Genomic DNA, 22,194 nt, shown 5'->3' on the forward strand with positions numbered 1-22,194 from the left:
ACAAACCACGTTCACTTTCGCCGCTTACAACCTGACGCGCATGGCGACGATCTTTGGCTGGCGTTTATCGGCGGTGGTTGGATAACTCCGTCCATAGAGTACGGAAAGCGCTAAAAAATGTCAAAAAACGGCCTGAAAAGTGGCTGAAAACTGCTTTTTAGGAAAAATGCGGCTTCCAGCCCGAAAAATTCGCATGTCTGGCGACAAAATCCGAAGGACTGGGGTCCTTTTTCAACACCCTGTTAAGTCGTCTTTATCGCATCAAGCCGGGACAGCATCCGCTGTGCCGGCTTTTTTGCATTCCGGTGCGTTGTTTATCTGAACGCCACTCTATAATTGCCCGCTTGTCCCTCTTGATGGAGCTAGCCCGATGCTACGCCATGCCCTGCTGTCTGCCGCCGTGTTTTCCCTGTTTGCCGTCAACGCGCATGCTGCGCGCGATATGCGGCTGTTTTCCCTGAAAACGGAGGCCGAGTACTCGGGTTTCAAGAGTACGGGCCGCTACAAGGAAGTGGAAGCCTTGTGCCAGCGCTTCGAGGTCCACCACCCGAAACAGGTGCGCTGCTTTGAATTTGGCCGCACGCCGGAAAACCGCCCCATGCTGGCGCTGGCCGTTTCCAACACGGGCGCGCTGACGCCGGACGTGGCCAAGCTGCGCAAGATACCCGTGCTGCTGGTGCAGGGCGGTATCCATGCGGGGGAAATCGATGGCAAGGACGCGGGTTTCCTTGCCTTGCGCGAAGTATTGAAAGGCAAGGTAGCCGCCGGCGTGCTGGACAAGCAGGTGCTGCTGTTCGTGCCCGTGCTGAATGTCGACGGCCATGAGCGCTTCGGTAACTGGAACCGCCCGAACCAGCGGGGGCCGCAGGAAATGGGCTGGCGCAGCACGGCGCAGAATTTCAATTTGAACCGCGACTACATGAAGGCCGACTCTCCCGAGATGCAGCACATGCTGGCGCTGGTGAATGCCTGGGATCCGCTGGCGTATGTCGACTTGCACGTGACGGACGGCGCGCAGTTTGAACCCGATATCTCGATCCAGGTCGAACCCGTGCATGCGGGCGATGCGGCCTTGCGCGCGGCGGGAACGGCGCTGCGCGACGGTGTGCTGGCCGACCTGGCAAAACAGGGTTCCGATCCGAAGCCGTTCTACATGTCATTTGCCGAAGAAGACAATCCGCAGTCGGGTTTTGTCGATGCGACGCCGAACCCGCGCTTTTCGCACGGCTATTTCCTGTTGCGTAACCGTTTCGGCGTGCTGGTGGAAACCCATTCGTGGAAGGACTACGCGACCCGCGTGCGCATCACGCGCAACACCATCATTGCCCTGCTGTCGCAGATGGCGCAGCACGGCGCAGCATGGCGACAAACCGCAGTGGAGGCGGACCTGCGCGCGACGCAGCTGGCCGGCAGTGTGCTACCCCTCAGCTACAGGACCACGGAGAAAAGCCGCATGATCGCATTTCGCGGCTATGCCTATACGCGCACGCCGTCCGAAGTGTCAGGCGCGCTGATGACGCGCTATGACGAAAAGACGCCGCAAATCTGGAACGTGCCGCTGCGCGACGAGATCGTGCCTGACCTGCAGGTGGCCGCGCCGAAGGCTGGCTATCTGGTGCCATGCGCGCAGGCGACGATGGTGGGCGCCAAGTTGCGCCAGCACGGCATCGCCTACAATGAAATGACCGGCTTCCTCTCCCGGCAGAATGTGGAAATCTTCCGCGCCACGCAAGTGAAGTTCGGTGCGCAGTCGTTCGAGGGACGCCAGACGGCGGCGGTACAGGGCGAATGGCAGAAGGCAGTGCGCCTGGTCGATAGCTGCGTGCTGTACGTGCCCGTCAACCAGCCGAAGGCGCGCCTGGTGATGGCGCTGCTCGAACCGCGCGCGCCCGACTCGCTGCTGGCCTGGGGCAGCTTCAACACGGCGTTCGAGCGCAAGGAATACATGGAGGACTATGTGACCGAGGATGTGGCGCGCGCGCAGTTGGCGGCCGACCCGGCACTGGCGGCGCAGTTCCGGCAGAAGCTGGCCGACGAGCCCGAGTTTGCCAATAATCCGCGTGCGCGCCTGGAATTTTTCGCCCGCCGCCACGCTTCGTGGGATGAGCGCTTGAACCTGTATCCGGTCATGCGCGTCGACGTGGCGCCTGTCAGTTTCATGGACTTATAACGCCCGATACGCGCGTCGTCGCCCGGTGCACACCGGAGTTGTCAAATCGCGCAGATTAATCGAAAGAAAATGCTATTCTCCGCTCGATGATGGCGCCGCCATCACGGGCAGAGACCATGCATGGGCAACAAGACACTCTACAACCAGCACCGGGAAGCGTTTTTTCGCCTCTGCGACGCCGTGGACGAGAATCAGATGGAACAGGTGCGCAGCCTGCTCCAGGCCACACCGCTGCTGTTGACCTTGCGCCGCTACAACATGGATGACGGCGAATCGCTGCTGCATCTGGCCGCGGCCGGCGGTAGCCGCGACGTCTGCGCCCTGCTCGTGTCGCTGGGCATGGACATCGATCTGCCCTTGCCCGGTTACCGCAACCATACGCCGCTGGACGCGGCGGCAGGCCATGGCCACCTGGATACCTGCCGTTGGCTGCTCGAGCATGGCGCTGCCGTCGATGGCTTGCCGGACAATATACTGTCGCCGCTGGATAGCGCTTGCGTTGGCGGCTATCAGGACGTGGTCGAATTGCTGCTGCAGCGGGGCGCCAATCCGAACCGCCTGCATACGCGCTGGAACCAGGCACCGGTCGATATCGCCACTGGCTGGGGCTTTCCCGCTATCGCCCAATTGCTCGCCGCCGCCGGCGGCGTCAGCATACTTGACGTGCTGCAGCACGCGGCCGCGTCTCCGCAGGATACGATCCGCACCTTTATGCACAACAGCGCCGGCTGGGTACTGCCGGCGGTGTTCAGCCCGGACAGCGGCGACGCGCGCTTTTCGCTGGGGATCAGCTGCATCGCAGGCAAGCGCGATTTCAAGCTGCTGTTTACGGTCGGCCTGTTCCAGCAATCGCCGATGACCGAACTGGCCATCTGCCTGCCAGCCCGCTGGCCGCTGACCGTGCACGGCTTCACGGAGCACAGCCCATGGCGCTTTCCGGAGGCGCTGCTGGCACGCCTGGGACGACGCACGCTCGATCAGGCCAGCCTGACGGCGGGTGAGTTGCTGCGGCGTGACGATCCGTGCCTGGCGGACCTGGCCTGGCCGGACGGCGTCGATGCGCTGCTGGCCATCGACAAGCGCTGGAATCCGGCGCCGGAGGAAGAAGACATTGCCGACGATGACAAGGTCACCATCTATCTGCTGGTGCCGGTGAAGTTCACCAAGAAAGGCGTACCCGACGCCAGCGCCATGCCGGCTTTGATGGAACGCAAGCTCACAGGCAGCTGGAAAGTGTCGGCCTTGCCCGTTCCCGTCATTGCTTAGCGCCGGCATGCACACGCGCATGGCCAGATCAATCCGGCCGGCTTGCAGCAATGTTATCCTGCCAATGCATCTTCCGCGTCCGCGCTAAGCTTTTTCACGCATCGGTTCTTCATGACAAAGAAAATACTTCTTCTGAGCGTCTCGGCCGGCGCCGGCCACCTGCGCGCGGCGCAAGCCATCGAGGCGTATGCGGCGCGCGATGGCGGCGCTGGCCCTGCGGCACCGGCCCTGCATCTAGACGTAATGGATTTCGTCACGCCTGCATTCCGCAAGCTGTACACGGATTTGTATATCAAGCTGGTCAACAAGGCGCCCGCGCTGTGGGGCTATCTGTACCATGCCACCCACGATGCGCCGCGCAACAGCTCGATGCAGCGCCTGCGCCGCGCCGTCGAGCGCCTCAACACGCGCGCGCTGATGGCGCAGATCGCAGCCTTCCAGCCCGACGCCATCATCTGCACGCATTTCCTGCCGGCCGAACTGCTGTCGCGCGCACTGCGCCAGGGACAGCTGGCTTGCCCCGTGTGGGTGCAGGTCACCGATTTCGACTTGCACCGCATGTGGGTGCACGAACAGATGCAGGGCTATTTCGCCGCCACCGACGAAGTGGCGTTCCGCATGCGCCACGAAGGCATCCCCGCCGACCGCATTCATGTGACGGGCATCCCCATCATGCCCGCGTTCGCGCAGGCGCTCGGGCGCGTGCAGTGCGCGCAGGCGTTTGGCCTGGACCCGCAGCGCACGACGATACTGCTGATGGGTGGCGGGGCGGGACTGGGCAGCCTTGAAACGGTCGCCGCGCGCCTGCTGGCCTTGCCCGGCGACTTCCAGCTGATCGTGCTGGCGGGGAAAAACGCCGCCGCGCTGGCGGCGCTGCAGGCACTGGCCGGCCAGTATCCGGGCCGCCTGCTGGCGCAAGGCTTTACCAGCGAAGTCGAGCAACTGATGGCGTGCGCCGACCTGGTGATCACCAAGCCGGGTGGGCTGACCACCTCGGAATGCCTGGCTCTGGGCTTGCCCATGATCGTCAACTCGCCGATTCCCGGGCAGGAAGAGCGCAATGCCGACTATCTGCTGGAGCAGGGCGTGGCATTGAAGGCGTTTGACGCCGTGACCCTGGAGTACCGCGTGCGTCTGTTGCTCGACCATCCTGAGCAGTTGCAATCGATGCGCACAAAAGCGCTGGCCCTGGGCCGCCCGCGCGCCGCTTGTGACGTGCTGGCGCAGGTGCTGGCGTGATGGGCGCCGTGGCAAAACCCTGGCAGATAGCCCTGACCCTGGCCTGGGTGGCGCTGTTGGGATTATTTTTTGCGCAGGTGGAAATCCAGATCGAAGGGGCGGCCGGTTGGGCCGCAAACCTACCCACCTGGCGCATCGAAAGCCACTGGCTGCTCGATATTTTCTGGGGCGGACGGCCCATGACCGGCTACCATGCCTGGGTCTTTCCCTTTATCGCCCTGTTCTTCCATTTTCCCATGATCTTTCTGGCGCAATGGTCGCTGCGTCTCGAGTGCCGCGCCATCGGCTGCATCATGCTGTTCTGGATCATCGAGGATTACCTGTGGTTCGTGCTCAATCCCGCCTATGGCGTGGCGCACTTCAATCCGGCCCACATCGCCTGGCACAAGCACTGGCTGTGGTGGGCACCGACCGATTACTGGGTATCGCTGCTGCTCGCCGGCGTACTGCTGTGGTTTTCATACAAGAGGAAGTCATGACCTTGTCGCATCTCCTGCTGTTCTCGCTGGCCCTGGCAGCCAGTTCCGCCGGCGCGCAGGCGCCCCTGCCGCCGGAGCGTAATGCCGCGTGGGCCACGCCGCTGCCGCAGGTGTCGAACCTGCACCAGGTCACGCCCGTCCTGTACCGCAGCGCAAAACTGGACAGTACCGACGTGGCCCAGCTGCAGGCACTGGGCGTGAAGACGGTGATCAGTCTGCGCTCTTTCCACTCCGATACGCAGGTTCTGGAAGGCAGCGGCATCCGCGCCGTCCGCATTCCCATCAATACCTGGGCCATCCGCGATCGCCATGTGATCGACACCATGCGCAGCATCCGCAGCGCGGAACAGCAAGGTCCCGTGCTGCTGCACTGTCTGCATGGCGCCGACCGCACGGGCATGATGGCCGCCATGTACCGCATGCTGTACCAGGGCTGGCCGCGCGAGAAGGCGATCGATGAGCTGAAAAATGGCGGTTACGGTTACCACGCCGTGTGGAAAAATATCGAAAGCTACCTCAAGCGCGTCGATGTGGCAGCACTGCGCGCGCAGATCGACGGGGAAAAACCATGAAGACCTTGCTGTTCGCGCTGGCCGCCTGTTGTCCGCTGGCCACCGTCTGCGCGGCCATCCAGGATTTCGCCGGCTATCCGCAATTCATGCCGAATGTGGATAAGATCAAGGTGACGCCAGCGGGCGGCGGCGCCAGCTGCAGCCTGGCCTGGAAGCGGGTGCCGATGGAGGGTGTGAAGGTCGAAGACACCATCGCCGATACCAGCGGCTACTGGCAGTTGTTGCCTGATCCGCTCGATGCCGGCGCTGCCGCCGTCAAGTACCAGGTGTACACGGACTCTGGTCCGGTACCGATGGGCCTGGACTGGATCGTCGACAGCATGAGCCGTGACAGCATCCCGAAAATGTTCGACGCGTTGCGGCTGCGGGTGGCCGCGCGTAAATAGCCAGCCTGGCGCGGCAGCAACTTCACGCTGGCGCGCCGCTTCAGGCATGATGTCGTTTCATCCACACTCTGCCCGGCACCCGCATGGAACACCACAGTTTTCTCATCAACATACTGTTTTACCTGGTGGCCGCCATCATCATGGTGCCGCTGGCCAAGCGCCTGGGCATGGGCGCCGTGTTGGGCTATCTGGTGGCGGGCGTCGTCATCGGTCCCTGGGGCCTGGGCCTGATCAAGAATGTCGAGGTGATCCTCAGCTTTTCCGAATTCGGCGTGGTGTTGCTGTTGTTCCTGATCGGCCTGGAGCTCGAACCCAAACGATTGTGGCTGCTGCGCCGCCCCATTTTTGGCTGGGGCGGGGCGCAGGTGGGCGTCGTCAGCGCAGGGCTGTGCGCCGTGGCCATGGCCTTCGGCGTGGATTGGCGCACGGCGCTGGTGGGCGCGCTGGGGTTGTCGCTGTCGTCGACGGCCATCGTGCTGGCCACCCTGGGCGAACGCAAGCTGATGAGCACGCCGGCCGGTTCCGCCGGCTTTTCCATTCTGCTGTTCCAGGATATCGCCGCCATTCCCATGATCGCGCTGGTGCCGCTGCTGGGCGGCCTGGTCACGCATAGCGGTGAACCGGGCTGGCTGCGCGTGGCCAAGCTGGCTGCCGTGCTGGCAGCGCTGGTGATCGGCGGGCGCTTTCTCGTCAACCCCATCCTGCGCTTCATCGCCAAAACGGACTTGCGCGAAATCTTCACGGCCTTTGCCCTGCTGCTGGTGATTGCCATCTGCGTGCTGATGGAGTCGGTGGGCCTGTCGATGGCGCTGGGCACCTTCATGGCGGGCGTGCTGCTGGCCGATTCCGAATACCGGCATGAGCTGATCAGCGACCTGGAACCGTTCAAGGGGCTGCTCTTGGGTTTGTTCTTCATCGCCGTGGGCATGTCCGTCGATTTCGGCGTGCTGCGCGCCCAGCCCTTGCTGATCCTGGCTCTGGTGGCGGGCCTGCTGGCGGTCAAGATCGCCTTGCTGTATGTGTTGTCGAAGTTTGTCGACATTCCCCGCGGCCAGCAGTTGTTCTTCGCGCTGCTGCTGTCGCAGGGGGGAGAATTCGCCTTCGTCGTGTTTGCCGCCGCCGAGGCCGCGCACGTCTTTGCGCCGCAGACGGCTGCGCTGCTGGTCGTGGTGGTGACCCTGTCGATGGTGGCCACGCCCTTGCTGCTGCTGTTGCACGACAAATTCGTCGCGCCGCGCCTGCAAGGCGAAAAGAAGCGCCGCCCCGACGATCCTATCGAGGCGCAGGACAACCCCATCGTCATCGCCGGCTTTGGCCGCTTCGGCCAGATCATCGGCCGCCTGCTGGCGGCCAACAAGATCGGCGTGACGGTGCTCGACCACGACCCGGACCAGATCGAGCTGCTGCGCAAGTTCGGTTTCAAGGTGTTTTATGGCGACGCCACGCGCGTCGATCTGCTGGTGGCGGCCGGCATCGAAAACGCGAAGGCGCTGGTGATCGCCATCGACAATGTGGACGACAGCCTGGCCCTGGTCGACGCCGTGCGCTTGCGCCTGCCCGATCTGACGATTTTGGCGCGCGCGCGCAACGTCACGCATTACTATGAATTGATGAAACGGGGCGTGACCCTGATCGAGCGCGAGACCTTCGCCGCGGCCCTGTTGCTGGGTGAGCAGACCTTGCAGCAGGTGGGCTACAGCGCGGAGCGCGCGCAGCGCGCGGCCGGCATCTTTGGCCGGCATAACCTGAAGACCCTGCTGGAAGTGGCGCCGCACTTCCAGGACCAGCAAAAAGTCATGTCCCTCACGCGCCAGGCGCGCGAGGAGCTGGAAGACATGTTCGAGAGCGATGCGGCGGCGTTTGCGGCGGCGGAAACACCGGGATCAGACCCCCGGGTCTGATCCCGGCATTACTTGCCCCGGCGGCTTTCAATCGCCTCGATCTGGTCCATAATGCCGTTCATGCGCGCCACCAGCGCCTGGTACGGTTTCGGCGAGGCCAGGTCGACCCCGGCCGCCTTCACCAGTTCATACGGGTAGGCCGAGCCGCCCGCGCTGAGCATCTTCAGGTAGGCGGCCAGCGCGCCCGGCTCCTTGTCGAGGATGCGCTGCGCGAAATCCTGCGCCGCTGCGATCGAGGTGGCGTACTGGAACACATAGAAGCCGTGATAAAAATGCGGCACGTACGCCCATTCCAGCGCGTAGGCGGGATCGATGCTCATGACGCACTGCGCTTGCCCGTGGTAGCGCTTGAGGATGTCGGCATAGATGGCCGTCATCTGCTCGCCCGTCAGCGATTCGCCCCGATCCACCTTGCCGTGGATGGCCGCCTCGAATTCTGCGAACATGGCCTGGCGGAAGAAGGTACCGCGCAGGTTTTCCAGCGCTGCGCCCAGGTACAGCAGGCGCTCGTCGTCATCCTTCGCCTGCTTCAGGCGTGCGTCGAGCAGCAGCGCTTCGTTCGTCGTCGAGGCGATTTCCGCGACAAAGATGCTGTACGGAGCGTAGATCGATGGCTGCGCCTTGTTGGCCAGCACCGAGTGCATGGCGTGGCCCCATTCGTGCGTCAGGGTGCTGACGGCTTCGTAATTGTCCGTGTAGTTGAGCAGCACGAACGGGTGCACGTCATACGCCTCGCCATTCATGTAGGCACCCGCCACCTTGCGCGGGCGCGGGTAGACATCCATCCAGCGGGCGTCCACGGCGGCAGTGAGCGCCTTGACATAGTCCGGGCCCAGCGGCGCGACAGAGGCTAGCATCATCTGCTTGCCGTCGGCCAGCGGGAACGTGCGATCGCTTTTCAGCAGTGGCGCATAGATGTCGTAGTAGGCCAGGTCCTTGACGCCCAGCATGCGCGCGCGCAGCTTGAAGTAGCGGTGCAGGGTGGGCAGGTTGGCATTGGTTTGCGCGATCAGGGTCTGGTAGACGGCTGGCGGCAAATTATCGGCGTCGAGCGCGGCGCTTTGCGAATCGGCGTAGTGGCGTACCTTCGCATACGCGGCATCCGTTTTCAGCTGGCCGTACAGGGTTTCGCCGAACGTGCGTTCATACTCTTTCCACTTGCCAAAGAAGGCGTCGAACACCAGTTTTCGGTCGGCGCGCTGGTCGTCGCCCCGGTATTTGGTATAGGCCGCCTGGTCCAGCCGCACTTGCGTGCCATCCGACAATTTGACTGTCGGCCACGCGATTTCCGCATTGGCCAGGGTGCGGTAGACGCTGGCGGCCGAGCTCGTCGCCAGGCCGAATTGCGCTACCAGCTGTTCGCCTGCCGCGTCCAGCGTATGCGGCGCGCTGCGCAGCATGTTGCTCAATTGAAAGCGATACAGTTGTAAACCCTTGTCCTTGGCCAGCATGGCATCGATGCGTTTGGCGCCCAGGGCGAGGATTTCCGGCTGCAAAAAGGTGCTCGCCTGGGTGAAGTCGTTGCCCAGCAGAGCGGCGCGCTGGTTCAGCTGGTTGCCCTTGCTGTCCCCCGTATCCTGGTCGTAGTACTGCGCCGCATAGGTATAGAGCGTGTTGATGCGCTTGCGCGCATCGGCGACCAGGTCCAGGCAGCTTTTCAGGCGGGCTGGCGAGGCTTTCAGCTGCCCCTTGCATGCGCCCAGTTGCTGCAACTGGGACGACAGCTTTTTCGCGTCGGCGTCGAATGCGGCATCGCTGGCATATAGCGCCGTCAAGTCCCAGCGGTCGGCCTGCCGGTCGGCTGGCGCAGCGAAGGCGTTGGAGAGGGCGAAGCCGAGGGCCAGCAGGGTCAGTACGGGGCGTTTGCGCGCGGTTGTCGTCATACAGTGTCCGTTCATGGTCTGGTTGCGAGGGATGCCAGCACAGGCGTGGCGGCAGACACCGAGCTTAGCGCAGCAGGGGGCCGAAGGAAAGCACTACGGGAAGGAAGGGACGGGGAAGGCCAGCTTCCCCGCGGACGACGCGATTACTGTTTCTTGCCCAGCAAGTCGAGCAGGATGGACGTTTCCGCCGTGATCGCCGCCTTGATGGTCGGCTGGTACTCTGGCGCCCATTGTGGCGAGTGCGGGCCGGCCAGCGGTTTGCCGCTGGCCTTGGCGGCGGCCAGCTTGGCCGGCTCCACCGCGCCGATATGCAGCAGCACCGCCTTCACGCCGGCCTGGCCGTAGTTGGCGAAGTCTTCCGACGTCATCTTGGCCGGCATTTCCGTCACGTTGGCCGCGCCCAGCGATTTTTGCAAGGTCGATACCATGCGCAGGGTCAGGTCCGGGTCGTTGTAGACGGCGTCCGTGCCGGGACGAATTTCCACCAGCGGCTCTTTCGGCGCGCCGGCGGCAAACGCTTCGCCCTTGACTTCACGCGCGATGCTGGCCAGCACGCGCTTGCGCACGGCATCTTTGAAGGTGCGCACCGTCAACTGCATGGTGACTTGGTCGGGCACGATGTTGGCCTGGGTGCCGCCATGGATGCTGCCCACCGTGATGACGACGGGGTCCATCGGATTGTATTCGCGCGAGACCAGCGTTTGCAATGCCAGCACGATGCGCGCGGCCATCACGACGGGGTCGCGCGTGTCGTGCGGTGCGGCGCCGTGGCCACCCTGGCCATACACGGTGATGCTGATGGTGTCGGCAGCGGCGCGGAAGTAGCCGGCATGGTAGCCGACGGTGCCCGATGGCAGCGTGGCTTCATCGTGGAAGGACAGCGCGTAGTCCGGTTTTGGGAAGCGTGTAAACAAGCCGTCCTTCAGCATGGCGGCCGCGCCCAGCAGCGGTTCCTCGGCCGGCTGGCCCACCAGCATCAGCGTGCCGCTCCATTGCTGGCGGTTGTCGGCCATCAGCTTGGCGCTGCCATACCAGGCCGACATGTGCACGTCGTGGCCGCAGGCATGCATCACTGGCACGCTTTCGCCGGCCGCGTTTTTCGTCACGACGCTGCTGGCAAACGGCAGGCCGGTTTTTTCCAGCACGGGCAGGGCGTCGATTTCCGTGCGCAGCATGACGACGGGGCCGGGGCCGTTGCGCAGGATGGCGACAACACCCGTGCCGCCGACGCCGGTGGTCACGTCAAAACCGAGCGCCTTGACCTTCTCGGCCAGTTTTTTTGCCGTTTCGACTTCCTGGAACGCCAGCTCCGGGTGGCGGTGCAGGTCCAGGTACAGGCTTTCCACGGCGCGATAGTTGGCGTTCAATTGCGCCGCGATGGCCGGCGGCAGGGCCGCGCCGTGGGCGCTACCGGCACAGGCGAGGGCGGCGGCGAAGGTGATTTGTTTCAGAGGCAATGTGGAAAATTTCATGGATTTCTTTGAGAAACAGGCGTGCAAAGATGTGCGACGCGCCTGTAGTTGCTGAGGAGACTTTTAAATTAACAGAAACATTTCTCAAAATCAATAAAGCAGCCACATATATTACAACAATGTATAATCTGCAATATAAATAATTCCTTAAGGAATTAAAAATATCTTCAACGCATGATTTTAGAGAAAAGACACCATGGGCTTTATCGCAAATATCAAGATCGGCAAACGCCTGAGCATTGGCTTTGTCCTGATCCTGGCAATGACCGTTCTGATCGCTACTGTGGGCGTGTGGCGCCTGAATGAAGTGGCGACGTCCACGCGCGCCATGATGGCCGAACCGCTGACCAAGGAACGCCTGATTACCGACTGGTATGGCTTGAACTTTGCCTCGATCCGCCGCACGGCCGCCATCGTCAAGAGCAGCGACCCGGCGCTGGGACCGTATTTCAAGGAAGACTCGGCCGCCTCGGTGAAAAAGGCGGCCGAATTGCTCAAGCAGATCGAACCGCTGGTCGCGGGCGACAAGGAAAAAGCCCTGTTCGCCAAGATCCTCGAGCAGCGCAAGGCGTACAGCGCCTCGCGCGACGGCGCCGTCAAGGCCAAGGCCGATGGCGATGTGGAAGGCGCGGCGAAAATTCTCGACGGCGCATTCACCCCGGCGGCCCAGGTTTACCAGGACTTGCTGCAGGAACTGGTGACCTTGCAGCGGGAAAGCATCGATGCGACGGCCAAGCAGATCGATGCCTCCGCCGTGCATGACACCACCGTCATCAGCCTGCTGACCCTGTTTGCCGTGGCGTTCGGCGTGTTGTGCTCGTGGCTGCTGACGACGGGCATCACGCGTCCGCTGCGCCAGGCGCTGGCGCTGGCCGAAACGGTGGCCGCGGGCGACCTGACGCAGACCGTCGCCACGACGGCGAAGGATGAAATGGGGGCGCTGCTCACGGCCCTGGGCAATATGAACAACAACCTGGTCAGCATCGTCAGCCAGGTGCGCAGCGGCACGGACAGCATCGCCACTGCATCGTCGGAAATCGCCGCCGGCAACCTGGACCTGTCATCGCGCACGGAAGAGCAGGCCGGTTCGCTGGAAGAAACGGCCTCGTCGATGGAAGAGCTGACCAGCACCGTCAAGCAGAATGCCGACAATGCGCGCCAGGCCAATCAGTTGGCGATCACGGCGGCCGGCATCGCCAGCCGCGGCGGCTCGGTGGTGGCCGAAGTGGTGGCGACCATGGGCTCGATCAACGAATCGTCGCGCAAGATCGTCGACATCATTAGCGTGATCGACGGCATCGCCTTCCAGACGAATATCCTGGCGCTGAATGCGGCGGTGGAAGCGGCGCGGGCCGGCGAGCAGGGGCGCGGTTTCGCGGTCGTGGCCGGCGAAGTGCGCAACCTGGCGCAGCGTTCGGCAGCGGCGGCCAAGGAAATCAAGGGCTTGATCGACGATTCGGTGAGCAAGGTGGGCGTGGGCGCCAAGCTGGTCGATCAGGCTGGCGCGACGATGGATGAAGTGGTCTCCAGCGTCAAGCGCGTGACCGACATCATCGGCGAGATTTCCAGTGCCAGTCAGGAGCAGACGCACGGCATCGAGCAAGTCAACCAGGCCATCACGCAGATGGACCAGGTGACCCAGCAAAATGCGGCGCTGGTGGAAGAGGCGGCGGCGGCGGCCGGTTCGCTGCAAGAGCAGGCGCACGGCCTGGCGCAAGTGGTCAGCGTATTCAAGCTGCGCGAACAGCCAGGCTTGCTGCGCCGCTCGGCGCCACAGCCGGCAGTCGCGCGTCCTGCGCCGGCGCCACGAGTTGCCGCGCGCAGCATTGCCGTCAGGGCGAAGCCGCCAGCGCCCGCGAAAGCGCTGGCCGGCGACGACTGGGAAGAGTTCTAAATGAAGACCGACGGCGGCGCCATCGCCATGATGGCGCCGTGCGTCAAGGTCAGCCTTGCTGCAGCGGGATGGTGCCAAATGTCGTCGGCGTCGAACACGGTTCTTCGTCGAAGGCGATATCGCCCATGGGGCTGGCCACGCCGTCCGCCTTCAAATCCTTGAAGCCGAACAGTTTCGGGTCCATCAGGTGCGACGGCGCCACGTTCGACAGCGCCGAGAAGATGCTTTCCACGCGGCCGGGGAATTTCTTGTCCCATTCGCGCATCAAGCCCTTGATCTGCTTGCGCTGCAGGTTTTCCTGCGAACCGCACAGGTCGCACGGGATGATGGGGAAGCCTTTGACTTGCGCATAGCGCTGCGTGTCTTCTTCCTTCACGTACGCCATCGGGCGGATGACGATGTGCTTGCCGTCGTCCGATTGCAGCTTGGCCGGCATGGCCTTCAGTTTTCCACCGAAGAACATATTCAGGAAGAACGTTTCCAGGATGTCATCGCGGTGGTGGCCCAGGGCGATCTTGTTGGCGCCCAGCTCGTCAGCCACGCGGTACAGGATGCCGCGGCGCAGGCGCGAGCACAGCGAGCAGGTGGTCTTGCCTTCCGGGATCAAACGCTTGACGATGCTGTAGGTATCCTGGTTTTCGATGTGGAAGGCCACGCCCAGTTCCGTCAGGTAGGCGGGCAGGATTTCCGGCGGGAAGTTCGGCTGTTTCTGGTCCAGGTTGACGGCGACGATGTCGAAGTGAATCGGCGCGCGCTCGCGCAAGGTCATCAGGATGTCCAGCAGCGCGTAGCTATCTTTGCCACCGGACAGGCACACCATCACCTTGTCGCCTTCTTCGATCATATTGAAGTCGCCGATGGCTTGCCCCACCAGGCGACACAGGCGCTTGTGCAGCTTGTTGTTTTCCAGGGCGATCTTTTCCGCCTTCTTGCGCGCCAGTTTCTGCGCTTCCACATTGGCCGGGAATTCCACGGCCGTCGTCGCCGATTCCATCACTGCGGCATTGCTCATGTTGTTCATGCTTCATCCTTGATCTTGAATACTTCCACGCCCACGCCTTCGCAGTCGGGATACACGTCCGGCTTCATGCTCGAGACGCGCGCGGCGCGCACGCGCGGGTGCGCCAGCATGGCGGCGAGCACGTCGTCGACCAGGCTTTCCTGCAGCTGCACGTGGCCTTGCGCCATGCGTTTGGCGATGTTTTCGCGCATGAAGTCGTAATCGACCACCTCTTCCAGCTGGTCATCCTTCGGCGTCGACAGGGCCAGGGGAATGTACAGGTCGACGTTGATGAGGACGCGCTGCTCGCCCTTTTTCTCGAAGTCATAGACACCGATGTTGATGAGGACTTCGTAATTGCGCAGGAACAGGCGGCGGCAATCGGTCAGGCGAGGGTGGGACAGGGCGGACGACATAGTTTTACCTTTAGGGGATGCTGGAATGCTGGTTGTTTGGTAGGGCTGCTGATTATTTGGTCAAAAACATGACGTCGCGCGGCAATCCGATCAAATGCTGGCCGCCATCGACCAGCAGGGTAGTGCCCGTCAGCGCGCGCGCGCCGGCCACATAACAGACGCAGTCGGCCACATCCTCGGGCGTGCTGGAGCGTCCCAGCGGCGTGTTTTCATGCGCCTTGGCAAAGTTCGCTTCCGTTTGCTCTCCCGAGACCATGGTGATGCCGGGGGCAATGCCCACCACGCGCACTTTCGGCGCCAGCGCCTGGGCCAGCATGGTGGTCGCCGACAGCAGCGCCGCCTTGGACAGGGTGTACGACAAAAAATCAGGATTGAGATTGTACAGTTTTTGATCCAGCAAGTTGATGACCACGGCTTGCCCGCCGCTTGGGGTGGCCTGGTACAGGGCTTGCGCCAGCAGGATGGGGGCGGCCAGGTTGGCGTGCATGTGGGCGTCGAGCGCGGCGACGGAAAAATCGCCCGCATTGTCGTATTCAAACAACGATGCATTGTTGACGACGCAAGTGAGCGGTCCCAGCGCCGCCTGTGCCTGCGGCAATAGCTGGCGCACGGCCTCTTCCTGCGCCAGGTCGCAGTGGAATGCTTGCGCGCGACGGCCCAGTGCGGCGATTTCCGCCACCAGGCTGAGCGCTTCTTCGCGCGAGTCGCGGTAATGCACGGCGATATCCCAGCCGTCGCGCGCCAGGCCTAGCGCAATGGCGCGGCCGATGCGGCGCGCCGCGCCCGTGACGAGGGCGACCCGGGGAGTGCTGTTGAATGGCGTTGTCGTTGCTTCTGTCATGTCTTTGCTATGGTTGAGATATTCGGTGGATGCCACACTGGCGGCATGCGCCGCCGATTCGCTACAATGCGGGTATGTCTCTTCCCGCACCCGATAGCGACGCGCTGGCCGCGTCCCATGCCTTGCAGCACCAGATTGCCGCCGAAATCGCGCGCAATGACGGCGCCATTCCCTTTGTCCGCTTCATGGAGCTGGCGCTGTATGCGCCTGACCTCGGCTATTACAGCGGCGGCGCCGCCAAGCTGGGCAAAGATGGCGATTTTACAACCGCGCCGGAAATTTCGTCCTTGTTCGGCGCCACCCTGGCCCATGTGGCAGCCGCTATTATGGCGCAAACGGCCCCGCGCATCCTCGAATTCGGCGCCGGCACGGGCAAGCTGGCCTTTGATATCCTGACGGAAGCGGCCAGCGCCGGCATCGCTATAGAACAGTATGCGATCGTCGAATTGTCCGGCGAATTGCGCGCACGCCAGGAGCTGGCGCTGGCCGCCTTCCCGCAAGTGGTGTGGTTCGATGGCTTTCCCGACGCTTTTGAAGGCGCCGTGTTCGGCAATGAAGTGCTGGACGCCATGCCCGTCAACCTGATCAGCAAGACGCCCGCCGGCTGGTGCGAGCTCGATGTCAGCATAGCCGACGGCCAGTTCGTCTTTGTCGAGCGCCTTGCCGGTGCCGACGTGGCCGCGCAGATCGCCGCCCAGGTGCCCGAGGCCGATGCCTTGCCGGTTGGCTATGTCAGCGAAATCCACGGCGTCGCCTGCGGCTTCATGCGCTCGCTGGCGCGCATGCTGACCAATGGCAAGGGCGGCGCGGCCGTGCTGTTCGATTATGGCTTCCCTGCGCACGAGTATTACCTGGACTTGCGTGCCACGGGCACCCTGATGTGCCATTACCGCCACCACGCCCACGCGGAAGCGTTTTATTTGCCAGGCTTGCAAGACATCACGGCCCACGTCGACTTTACGGCCATGGCGGTGGTGGCGCAGGACGCCGGCCTCGATGTGCTCGCGTACATGAACCAGGCGTCCTTCCTGCTGGGCGCTGGCATCGGCGACTTGCTGCTGCGCACCGATCCTGAGCAGGTCAAAACGTACGTGCCGCAGGCCAGCGCCGTACAAAAGCTGGTCTCGCCGGCCGAGATGGGGGAATTGTTCAAGGTGCTGGCCGTGGGGCACCGCGTGGAGTTGCCGGAGGTCCTGTTGTCCGCCGACCGCAGTCATCGCTTGTAAGCGCTGCAATATCAAGGCAGGGCAGTCTCGCCCTGCAATTTCCTGTCCGCCGGTGGTTATTGTCTTGTCATATCGTTTATGATGACCGACACAGCACGGTTCCATCCTGCAAGAACCCGTCGCCGCGCACCGATTTCAAGATAGAACGATGGGAAAGATACATACACACTATGACAACCTGAAGGTGGCGCGCCTGGCGCCGCAGGAAGTCATACGTGCTGCGTACAAAGCCCTCAGCCAGAAATACCACCCGGACAAGAATCCCGGCGACGAAAAGGCCGCCCGCATCATGGCGATCCTCAACAGCGCCTACGGCACCTTGTCCGATCCACAACGCCGCAGGGAACATGACGAGTGGATCGCTGCCGAGGAGTGGGAAATCGAATGGCTGGAAAGCACCCACCAGGAAGAAGGCAAGAGCCGCGATGGCCGCGCGAAAGGCCATGCCCAGTCGCATGAGCACGCGTGGGAGCAGGATGTGCCGCCAGCAAAGGGCAAGCCGCGACTCGGCCTGCAGCCCGTCTGGCGCAACTGGCGCTGGTGGTTGAGCCTGCTTGTCTGCCTGTTGCTGGGCTGGTTGGGCGCCTTGCTGATGCTCGATACCTCCCAGCCCGTGCCGGCCGCGCTGGCATCGGCCTGGAGCGGGCTGGCCCGCGATGGCGAGAAGTCAGTAGCGCAGACGGCCGCGCCACCTTCATCGAAAGGCGAGGTCGTGGCCGTCGACAGCTGGGCCGTGGGCAAGCCATATGCACCGGAACCGCAGCAAGCGAAGACGCCCGAGATCCGCGTGCTGGCCGTTTCCCAGCTGAGCCTGAAAGCCAGCCCGCTTGCCTGCGATGGCGTGGGCCAGTCCGCAGCGCTGGTGGCGCCAAATGGCGAACCCTGGCCGGCGCAGTCCGGCTATGTCGATGGCTTCCCGATCAGTAACAAGGGCGATGAACTGGCGTTGACCATCGATAACAGCAGCAACGCGGCGCCCGTGTTCGTCAAACTGTATGACACGGAGCGGCGCTCGAACGTGCGCTACCTGTACATCCTCGCTAACGACAAGCTGCTGGTGGAGCAGCTCAGCGCAGGCAAGTATGAAGTGCGCTACCAGGCAGTCGGGCCGGGCCAGGACAATTGTGGCGGCAGCACGCGCGGCGATGCCTCGGCATCGGCATCGGCATCGTCCGCCGGCGAAGGCGGTACGCAGAATCCTGTTGTAAGCAGCATCTAATCTGATTATGCTTGATATGCCTCAACGCAGCGTCCACATCGAACTTATCCATTAGGAGTATTCATGACCGACCTCAAAGCCGATGCAGATGATAACTGGCTGCTCGACGAGGATGAGCCGGTGGCCAGTCCTGCCGGGCTGGCCGCGCCCGACCAGCGCCTGTGGCGTGTCTTGATCGTCGATGATGATGTGGATGTGCATGCGGTCACGCGGCTGGCGCTGCGCAATGTCAGTTTCAAGGGGCGCGAACTGGAATTGTTCTCCGCCTACAGCGGCCGCGAAGCGTATGACATCCTGCGCGACACGCCCGATATCGCGCTGGTGCTGCTCGATGTGGTGATGGAAACGGATGACGCCGGCCTGATCCTGGCCAGGCGCATCCGCGCCGACCTGAACAACTCTATGGTGCGCGTCGTGCTGCGCACGGGCCAGCCGGGTCAGGCGCCCGAGCAGCGCGTCATCATCGAATACGACATCAACGATTACAAGGCCAAGACGGAACTGACGACGCAGAAGCTGTTTACCACCGTCATCTCGGCCCTGCGCGCCTACGAGAGCCTGATGATGCTCGAGCGCAGCCGCATCGGCCTGGGCAAGATCCTTGCCGGCGCCACCAATCTGTACCAGATCCATTCGCTGCGCGAATTCGCTTCCGGCGTGCTCAACCAGGTCAGCGCCATCCTCGACGTGGGTGCCGACGGCGTGCTGTGCCTGATGCAGGGCGGCTCCGGGCGGCCCGAGGTGGTCGCCGCCACGGGCAGCTATGCCATGCTGGCCGAGTCGGAAGCCTTGCCGGCCGACCATGCGCTCACCCCCACCATCGCCAAGGCGTTTGCGGAAAAGCGCAGCCAGTTCGAGCATCCGGCCAATGTGCTGTTCATTCACACGGAAGGCAACCGCGAGCTGGCCATCTCCGTCACGCCGCCGTGGCCGCTGGCGCAGATCCAGCGTGACTTGCTGGAAGTGTTTTGCCAGCGCATCGCCGCCGCCTTCGACAACCTGCACATGTTCGGCCAGCTGCGCAAGGCGCAGGAAGCAACCGTGGTGGCGCTGGCCGATCTGGCCGAGTTCCGCGATAGCGACATGGGCGGCCATGTGCGGCGGGTGCAGCAATTGTCCGACGCCATCGCCCGCCGCATGCAGCAGCGCGGCGTGTATGCCGACGAGCTCACGCCGCAGTTGCTCGACATGATAGGCCTGGCCAGCATCCTGCACGATGTGGGCAAGGTGGCTACGCCGGACGCCGTGCTGCTGAAACCGGGCAAGCATACCGACGAGGAGCGGACGCAGATGCAGCTGCATGCCAGCGTCGGGCGCACCATTCTCGAGCGGGCCGCCAATATGGTCGACGGCGTCAGCTACCTCACGTATGGCGCGCAGATCGCCGGCGGCCACCACGAGCATTTCGATGGCGCCGGCTATCCGCATGGCATCAAGGGGCGCGACATTCCCGTCGCCGCGCGCATCGTCGCCGTGGTCGACGTCTTCGATGCCTTGCTGCACGAGCGGCCCTACAAGGAGTCGTGGCCGTATCCGCAGGTACGTGTATACATCGAACAGCGCAGCGGCAGCCAGTTCGATCCGGAAGTGGTGACGGCGCTGCTGGACCTGATCGACCACGAACCGCAACTGTGGCATCCGGAGCGCGCCACCGCTTGAGCTGCAACTTCCTTGCCAGCTTCCTTGTTTTTTGGCACGACACCATTCCCTTGTGCGCGGCGCCGTCATATACTCGGCTGCCTCATGCTGGTCGGCGCCACGCACCAGTGTGGCGCGCCGCAGAGTTTTCGGACATTACGACATGAAAGAACTCAAGGGCCTTAGCGCACTGATCATCGAACCGCATCCCGGCATGCGCGCCAGCCTGCACAATATGCTCAACCTGTGCGGCCTGGCGAAGATCGATGACGCGGCCAGCTCGGGCCAGGCGATCCGCATGCTGGGCAGCAAAGCGTATGATTTGATCTTGTGCGAATACGATCTCGACGGCGGGCAGGATGGCCAGCAGATGCTGGAAGACTTGCGCCACCACAAATTAATGCACGCGTCGACCATGTTTTTCATGGTCACGGGCGAGGGCAGCTTCGCCAAGGTGGTCAGCGCTGTCGAGCTGTTGCCTACCGATTACATTCTCAAGCCATTTACTGCTGACAACATGTTGGAGCGCATCGGCCGCGCGCTGGACAAGCGCAATGCCTTCGTGCCCGTCTATGAACTGATCGACGTGGGTAACGAGCGCGCGGCGATCGCCGCCTGCGCCGAGGGCGCCAGCCTGTATCCCCGTTACGCCACCGATTTCCTGCGCCTGCGCGCGGAATTGCATTTGCTGCTGGGCGAGGCGGCCGACGCCGAGCCGATCTACGCAGCCCTGTACGACGCCAAGTCCATCGGCTGGGCGCGCCTGGGCCAGGCCAAGACGCAGTTCCTGATGGGCGAGTACGCAGCGGCGCAGGGCACGCTGGAAGGGCTGCTGGAAAACAACAAGCGTTTTCTCGACGCGTATGACTGGCTGGCGCGCACGCATTTGGCGCAAGGCAAGCCGGAACTGGCGCAGGCCGCCCTGAGCGAGGCGGTGACCCTGTCGCCGCATGCCGTGCGCCGCTTGCGCCGCCTGGGCGAGGCGGCCCTGGCGGCCGACGATATCGAGATGGCGGAAAAAGCCCTGAAGCTGGTGGTCAGCAAGGCCAAGTATTCGGAATTTCGCGACCCGGAAGACCATGTGCGCCTGGTACAGACCCTGGTGCGCAAGGGCGACCCCTTGCAGGTGGGTGCCGTGATCCGCGACCTCGACAAGTCGATGGGCGGGCAAAAGAACACGGAACTGTGCAGCGCCCTGTGCAGCGCCATGCTGCATGCGCATACGGGCAACGAGGAGCGTCTGCAGCAGTCGCTCGACGTCGCCCTGGCCGCCAATCGCCACAGCGTGGGCGGCTCGAACATGCTGAAGACGGAACTGGCGCGCCATTGCCTGGCTCATGGGCGCGAAGACGGCGCCGCCGAGGTGATGCGCGAAGTCATGCGCAATGCGCCCGACAGCGCGGCCATGACGCGCGCCATGGCCGTCTTCGAACAGGCGGGGCGCGAGGAGCTGGCCAAGGCACTGGCGCGGCAAAGCCGCCAGGAAGTGGCCGACATGGTGGCGGCAGGCGCCGCCAAGGCGGGAGAAGGCGATTTCCGCGGCGCCGTCGATCTGATGGGGGAAGCCGTCACGCGCCTGCCCGACAATCCCCAAGTGGTGTTCAATGCGGCCGTGGCGGTACTGAAATGCCTGGAACACGAGGGCTGGGATGAACGCATGGGGCAGCAGGCGCTGACTTTTATTGCCGGTGTGCGCCGCCTGGACCCGCGCAACCCCAAATTGCCCGTGCTATCGGGCCTGCATCAGCAGTTGTTGCGTAAATATAAGCCCCTTGGCAACGCCTGGATGCATCCGCCTGACGCCCGGTAAACAGGCAAAATGCGGGGCGAATGACGGGAAAATGCGGCTTGCCGCCAGGAGTGATAAAAAAAATGCGAAAAAAGACCACTTTTTCACGCCAACCCTTGCACATTCTCAAATCGAAAGCTTATAATCACGCCCCGAAGCAGCCAACTTCTTCTTTATACGCAAATGCAGCAGTCAAGCATCGGTAAATAAGGTTGACAGTTGTGAGTAGATGCTTCATACTCTGCGGTTCCCGCGGAGGGGTGGCCGAGTGGTTAAAGGCGACAGACTGTAAATCTGTTCTCTATGAGTACGCTGGTTCGAATCCAGCCCCCTCCACCAAGTTTTTGCAAGGAAAACTGGGTAGTAGCAAGTAAGTGAAGATGAAGTGAACGATACCTCGCGGGTGTAGCTCAATGGTAGAGCAGAAGCCTTCCAAGCTTACGACGAGGGTTCGATTCCCTTCACCCGCTCCAGTTTCCGTTCAGATGCTTGATGCATCGCATGCAACAAATTACAGCCCTTGTAGCTCAGTGGTAGAGCACTCCCTTGGTAAGGGAGAGGCCACGTGTTCGATCCACGTCAAGGGCACCAGAATTCGCAGCAGGCAGCACAGAAGCAATTCAAACCAGACCGTCGGGCGTGTGCCTGAGCAATCTAATCAAATCATTAGGAGTTCAAAATGGCAAAAGGTAAATTCGAACGGACCAAGCCGCACGTCAACGTCGGCACCATCGGCCACGTCGACCACGGTAAAACCACGCTGACCGCTGCAATCGCAACGGTTCTGTCGAAGAAATTCGGCG

18 protein-coding genes and 3 tRNA genes are annotated in these 22,194 nt (G+C 62.8%); 16 read left to right on the forward strand and 5 right to left on the reverse strand.

The features are described 5' to 3' along the window. Nucleotides 1-370 precede the first annotated feature (370 nt). The 7 genes from CSZ94_RS23845 to kefC all read left to right on the forward strand — a co-directional run bounded on the left by CSZ94_RS23845 (nucleotide 371) and on the right by kefC (nucleotide 8,013). Nucleotides 371-2,170 (forward strand): M14 family metallopeptidase, encoded by a 1,800-nt coding sequence (locus CSZ94_RS23845; protein WP_102123802.1) that lies wholly within the window; start codon nucleotides 371-373, stop codon nucleotides 2,168-2,170. A gap of 120 nt (nucleotides 2,171-2,290) precedes the next feature. Then, nucleotides 2,291-3,436 (forward strand): ankyrin repeat domain-containing protein, encoded by a 1,146-nt coding sequence (locus tag CSZ94_RS23850; RefSeq protein WP_102123803.1) that lies wholly within the window; start codon nucleotides 2,291-2,293, stop codon nucleotides 3,434-3,436. A gap of 111 nt (nucleotides 3,437-3,547) precedes the next feature. Further along, the gene (locus CSZ94_RS23855) at nucleotides 3,548-4,675 is read left to right on the forward strand and encodes an MGDG synthase family glycosyltransferase (protein WP_102123804.1); all 1,128 of its coding nucleotides are present in this window, start codon (nucleotides 3,548-3,550) and stop codon (nucleotides 4,673-4,675) included. A gap of 8 nt (nucleotides 4,676-4,683) precedes the next feature. After that, nucleotides 4,684-5,154, forward strand: coding sequence for a hypothetical protein (locus CSZ94_RS23860; protein WP_230540300.1), 471 nt, complete (start codon nucleotides 4,684-4,686; stop codon nucleotides 5,152-5,154). Further along, nucleotides 5,151-5,726 carry a dual specificity protein phosphatase family protein gene (locus tag CSZ94_RS23865; protein WP_102123806.1) on the forward strand — a complete coding sequence of 192 codons (576 nt, stop codon included), beginning with the start codon at nucleotides 5,151-5,153 and terminating at the stop codon, nucleotides 5,724-5,726. The genes CSZ94_RS23860 and CSZ94_RS23865 overlap by 4 nt, the downstream gene beginning before the upstream one ends. Then, nucleotides 5,723-6,112 carry a hypothetical protein gene (locus tag CSZ94_RS23870; protein ID WP_102123807.1) on the forward strand — a complete coding sequence of 130 codons (390 nt, stop codon included), beginning with the start codon at nucleotides 5,723-5,725 and terminating at the stop codon, nucleotides 6,110-6,112. The genes CSZ94_RS23865 and CSZ94_RS23870 overlap by 4 nt, the downstream gene beginning before the upstream one ends. An 83-nt stretch (nucleotides 6,113-6,195) precedes the next feature. Beyond that, nucleotides 6,196-8,013, forward strand: coding sequence for a glutathione-regulated potassium-efflux system protein KefC (gene kefC, locus CSZ94_RS23875; protein ID WP_102123808.1), 1,818 nt, complete (start codon nucleotides 6,196-6,198; stop codon nucleotides 8,011-8,013). Nucleotides 8,014-8,021: 8 nt separating this feature from the next. Here the strand turns inward: kefC and pepF are convergent, their stop codons facing one another. Together pepF and CSZ94_RS23885 are read right to left on the reverse strand one after the other, a co-directional pair. Continuing rightward, nucleotides 8,022-9,896: an oligoendopeptidase F gene (pepF, locus tag CSZ94_RS23880; protein ID WP_102123809.1), complete on the reverse strand. Its 1,875-nt coding sequence runs from the start codon at nucleotides 9,894-9,896 to the stop codon at nucleotides 8,022-8,024. Between the two features lie 143 nt (nucleotides 9,897-10,039). Then, nucleotides 10,040-11,368 (reverse strand): amidohydrolase, encoded by a 1,329-nt coding sequence (locus tag CSZ94_RS23885; protein ID WP_102123810.1) that lies wholly within the window; start codon nucleotides 11,366-11,368, stop codon nucleotides 10,040-10,042. 196 nt (nucleotides 11,369-11,564) lie between these two features. Between CSZ94_RS23885 and CSZ94_RS23890 the strand changes: the two genes are divergently transcribed. Further along, nucleotides 11,565-13,262 carry a methyl-accepting chemotaxis protein gene (locus CSZ94_RS23890; protein ID WP_102123811.1) on the forward strand — a complete coding sequence of 566 codons (1,698 nt, stop codon included), beginning with the start codon at nucleotides 11,565-11,567 and terminating at the stop codon, nucleotides 13,260-13,262. 49 nt (nucleotides 13,263-13,311) lie between these two features. Here the strand turns inward: CSZ94_RS23890 and ttcA are convergent, their stop codons facing one another. The 3 genes from ttcA to CSZ94_RS23905 are packed head-to-tail and all read right to left on the reverse strand — an operon-like array spanning nucleotide 13,312 to nucleotide 15,519. Beyond that, entirely contained in the window at nucleotides 13,312-14,274 is a 963-nt protein-coding gene (gene ttcA, locus CSZ94_RS23895; RefSeq protein ID WP_102123818.1) for a tRNA 2-thiocytidine(32) synthetase TtcA, read from the reverse strand. 5 nt (nucleotides 14,275-14,279) lie between these two features. After that, the gene (locus CSZ94_RS23900) at nucleotides 14,280-14,678 is read right to left on the reverse strand and encodes a dihydroneopterin aldolase (RefSeq protein WP_102123812.1); all 399 of its coding nucleotides are present in this window, start codon (nucleotides 14,676-14,678) and stop codon (nucleotides 14,280-14,282) included. Nucleotides 14,679-14,730: 52 nt separating this feature from the next. Then, nucleotides 14,731-15,519 (reverse strand): SDR family oxidoreductase, encoded by a 789-nt coding sequence (locus CSZ94_RS23905; RefSeq protein ID WP_102123813.1) that lies wholly within the window; start codon nucleotides 15,517-15,519, stop codon nucleotides 14,731-14,733. Nucleotides 15,520-15,593: 74 nt separating this feature from the next. On the opposite strand from CSZ94_RS23905, the gene CSZ94_RS23910 reads away from it, so the two are divergent. The 8 genes from CSZ94_RS23910 to CSZ94_RS23945 all read left to right on the forward strand — a co-directional run. Next, nucleotides 15,594-16,745, forward strand: coding sequence for a class I SAM-dependent methyltransferase (locus CSZ94_RS23910; RefSeq protein ID WP_102123814.1), 1,152 nt, complete (start codon nucleotides 15,594-15,596; stop codon nucleotides 16,743-16,745). Nucleotides 16,746-16,893: 148 nt separating this feature from the next. After that, a complete protein-coding gene (locus tag CSZ94_RS23915; RefSeq protein WP_102123815.1) occupies nucleotides 16,894-17,964 on the forward strand; it encodes a J domain-containing protein in 1,071 nt (356 codons plus the stop codon). Between the two features lie 63 nt (nucleotides 17,965-18,027). Next, complete coding sequence (locus CSZ94_RS23920; protein ID WP_102123816.1) at nucleotides 18,028-19,623, forward strand: DUF3369 domain-containing protein; 1,596 nt, start codon at nucleotides 18,028-18,030, stop codon at nucleotides 19,621-19,623. Between the two features lie 142 nt (nucleotides 19,624-19,765). Further along, nucleotides 19,766-21,412 carry a tetratricopeptide repeat-containing response regulator gene (locus CSZ94_RS23925; protein ID WP_102123817.1) on the forward strand — a complete coding sequence of 549 codons (1,647 nt, stop codon included), beginning with the start codon at nucleotides 19,766-19,768 and terminating at the stop codon, nucleotides 21,410-21,412. Nucleotides 21,413-21,645: 233 nt separating this feature from the next. After that, a tRNA-Tyr gene (locus CSZ94_RS23930) sits at nucleotides 21,646-21,730 on the forward strand. Between the two features lie 60 nt (nucleotides 21,731-21,790). Continuing rightward, nucleotides 21,791-21,864 (forward strand) — tRNA-Gly (locus CSZ94_RS23935). A gap of 43 nt (nucleotides 21,865-21,907) precedes the next feature. Beyond that, a tRNA-Thr gene (locus tag CSZ94_RS23940) sits at nucleotides 21,908-21,982 on the forward strand. A gap of 88 nt (nucleotides 21,983-22,070) precedes the next feature. Continuing rightward, on the forward strand, nucleotides 22,071-22,194 hold a 124-nt coding region (locus CSZ94_RS23945), incomplete at its 3' end, for a GTP-binding protein (RefSeq protein ID WP_017454492.1).

Source organism: Janthinobacterium sp. ROICE36 (assembly GCF_002869965.1).
In the GTDB taxonomy this organism is placed as follows: Bacteria; Pseudomonadota; Gammaproteobacteria; order Burkholderiales; family Burkholderiaceae_D; genus Janthinobacterium.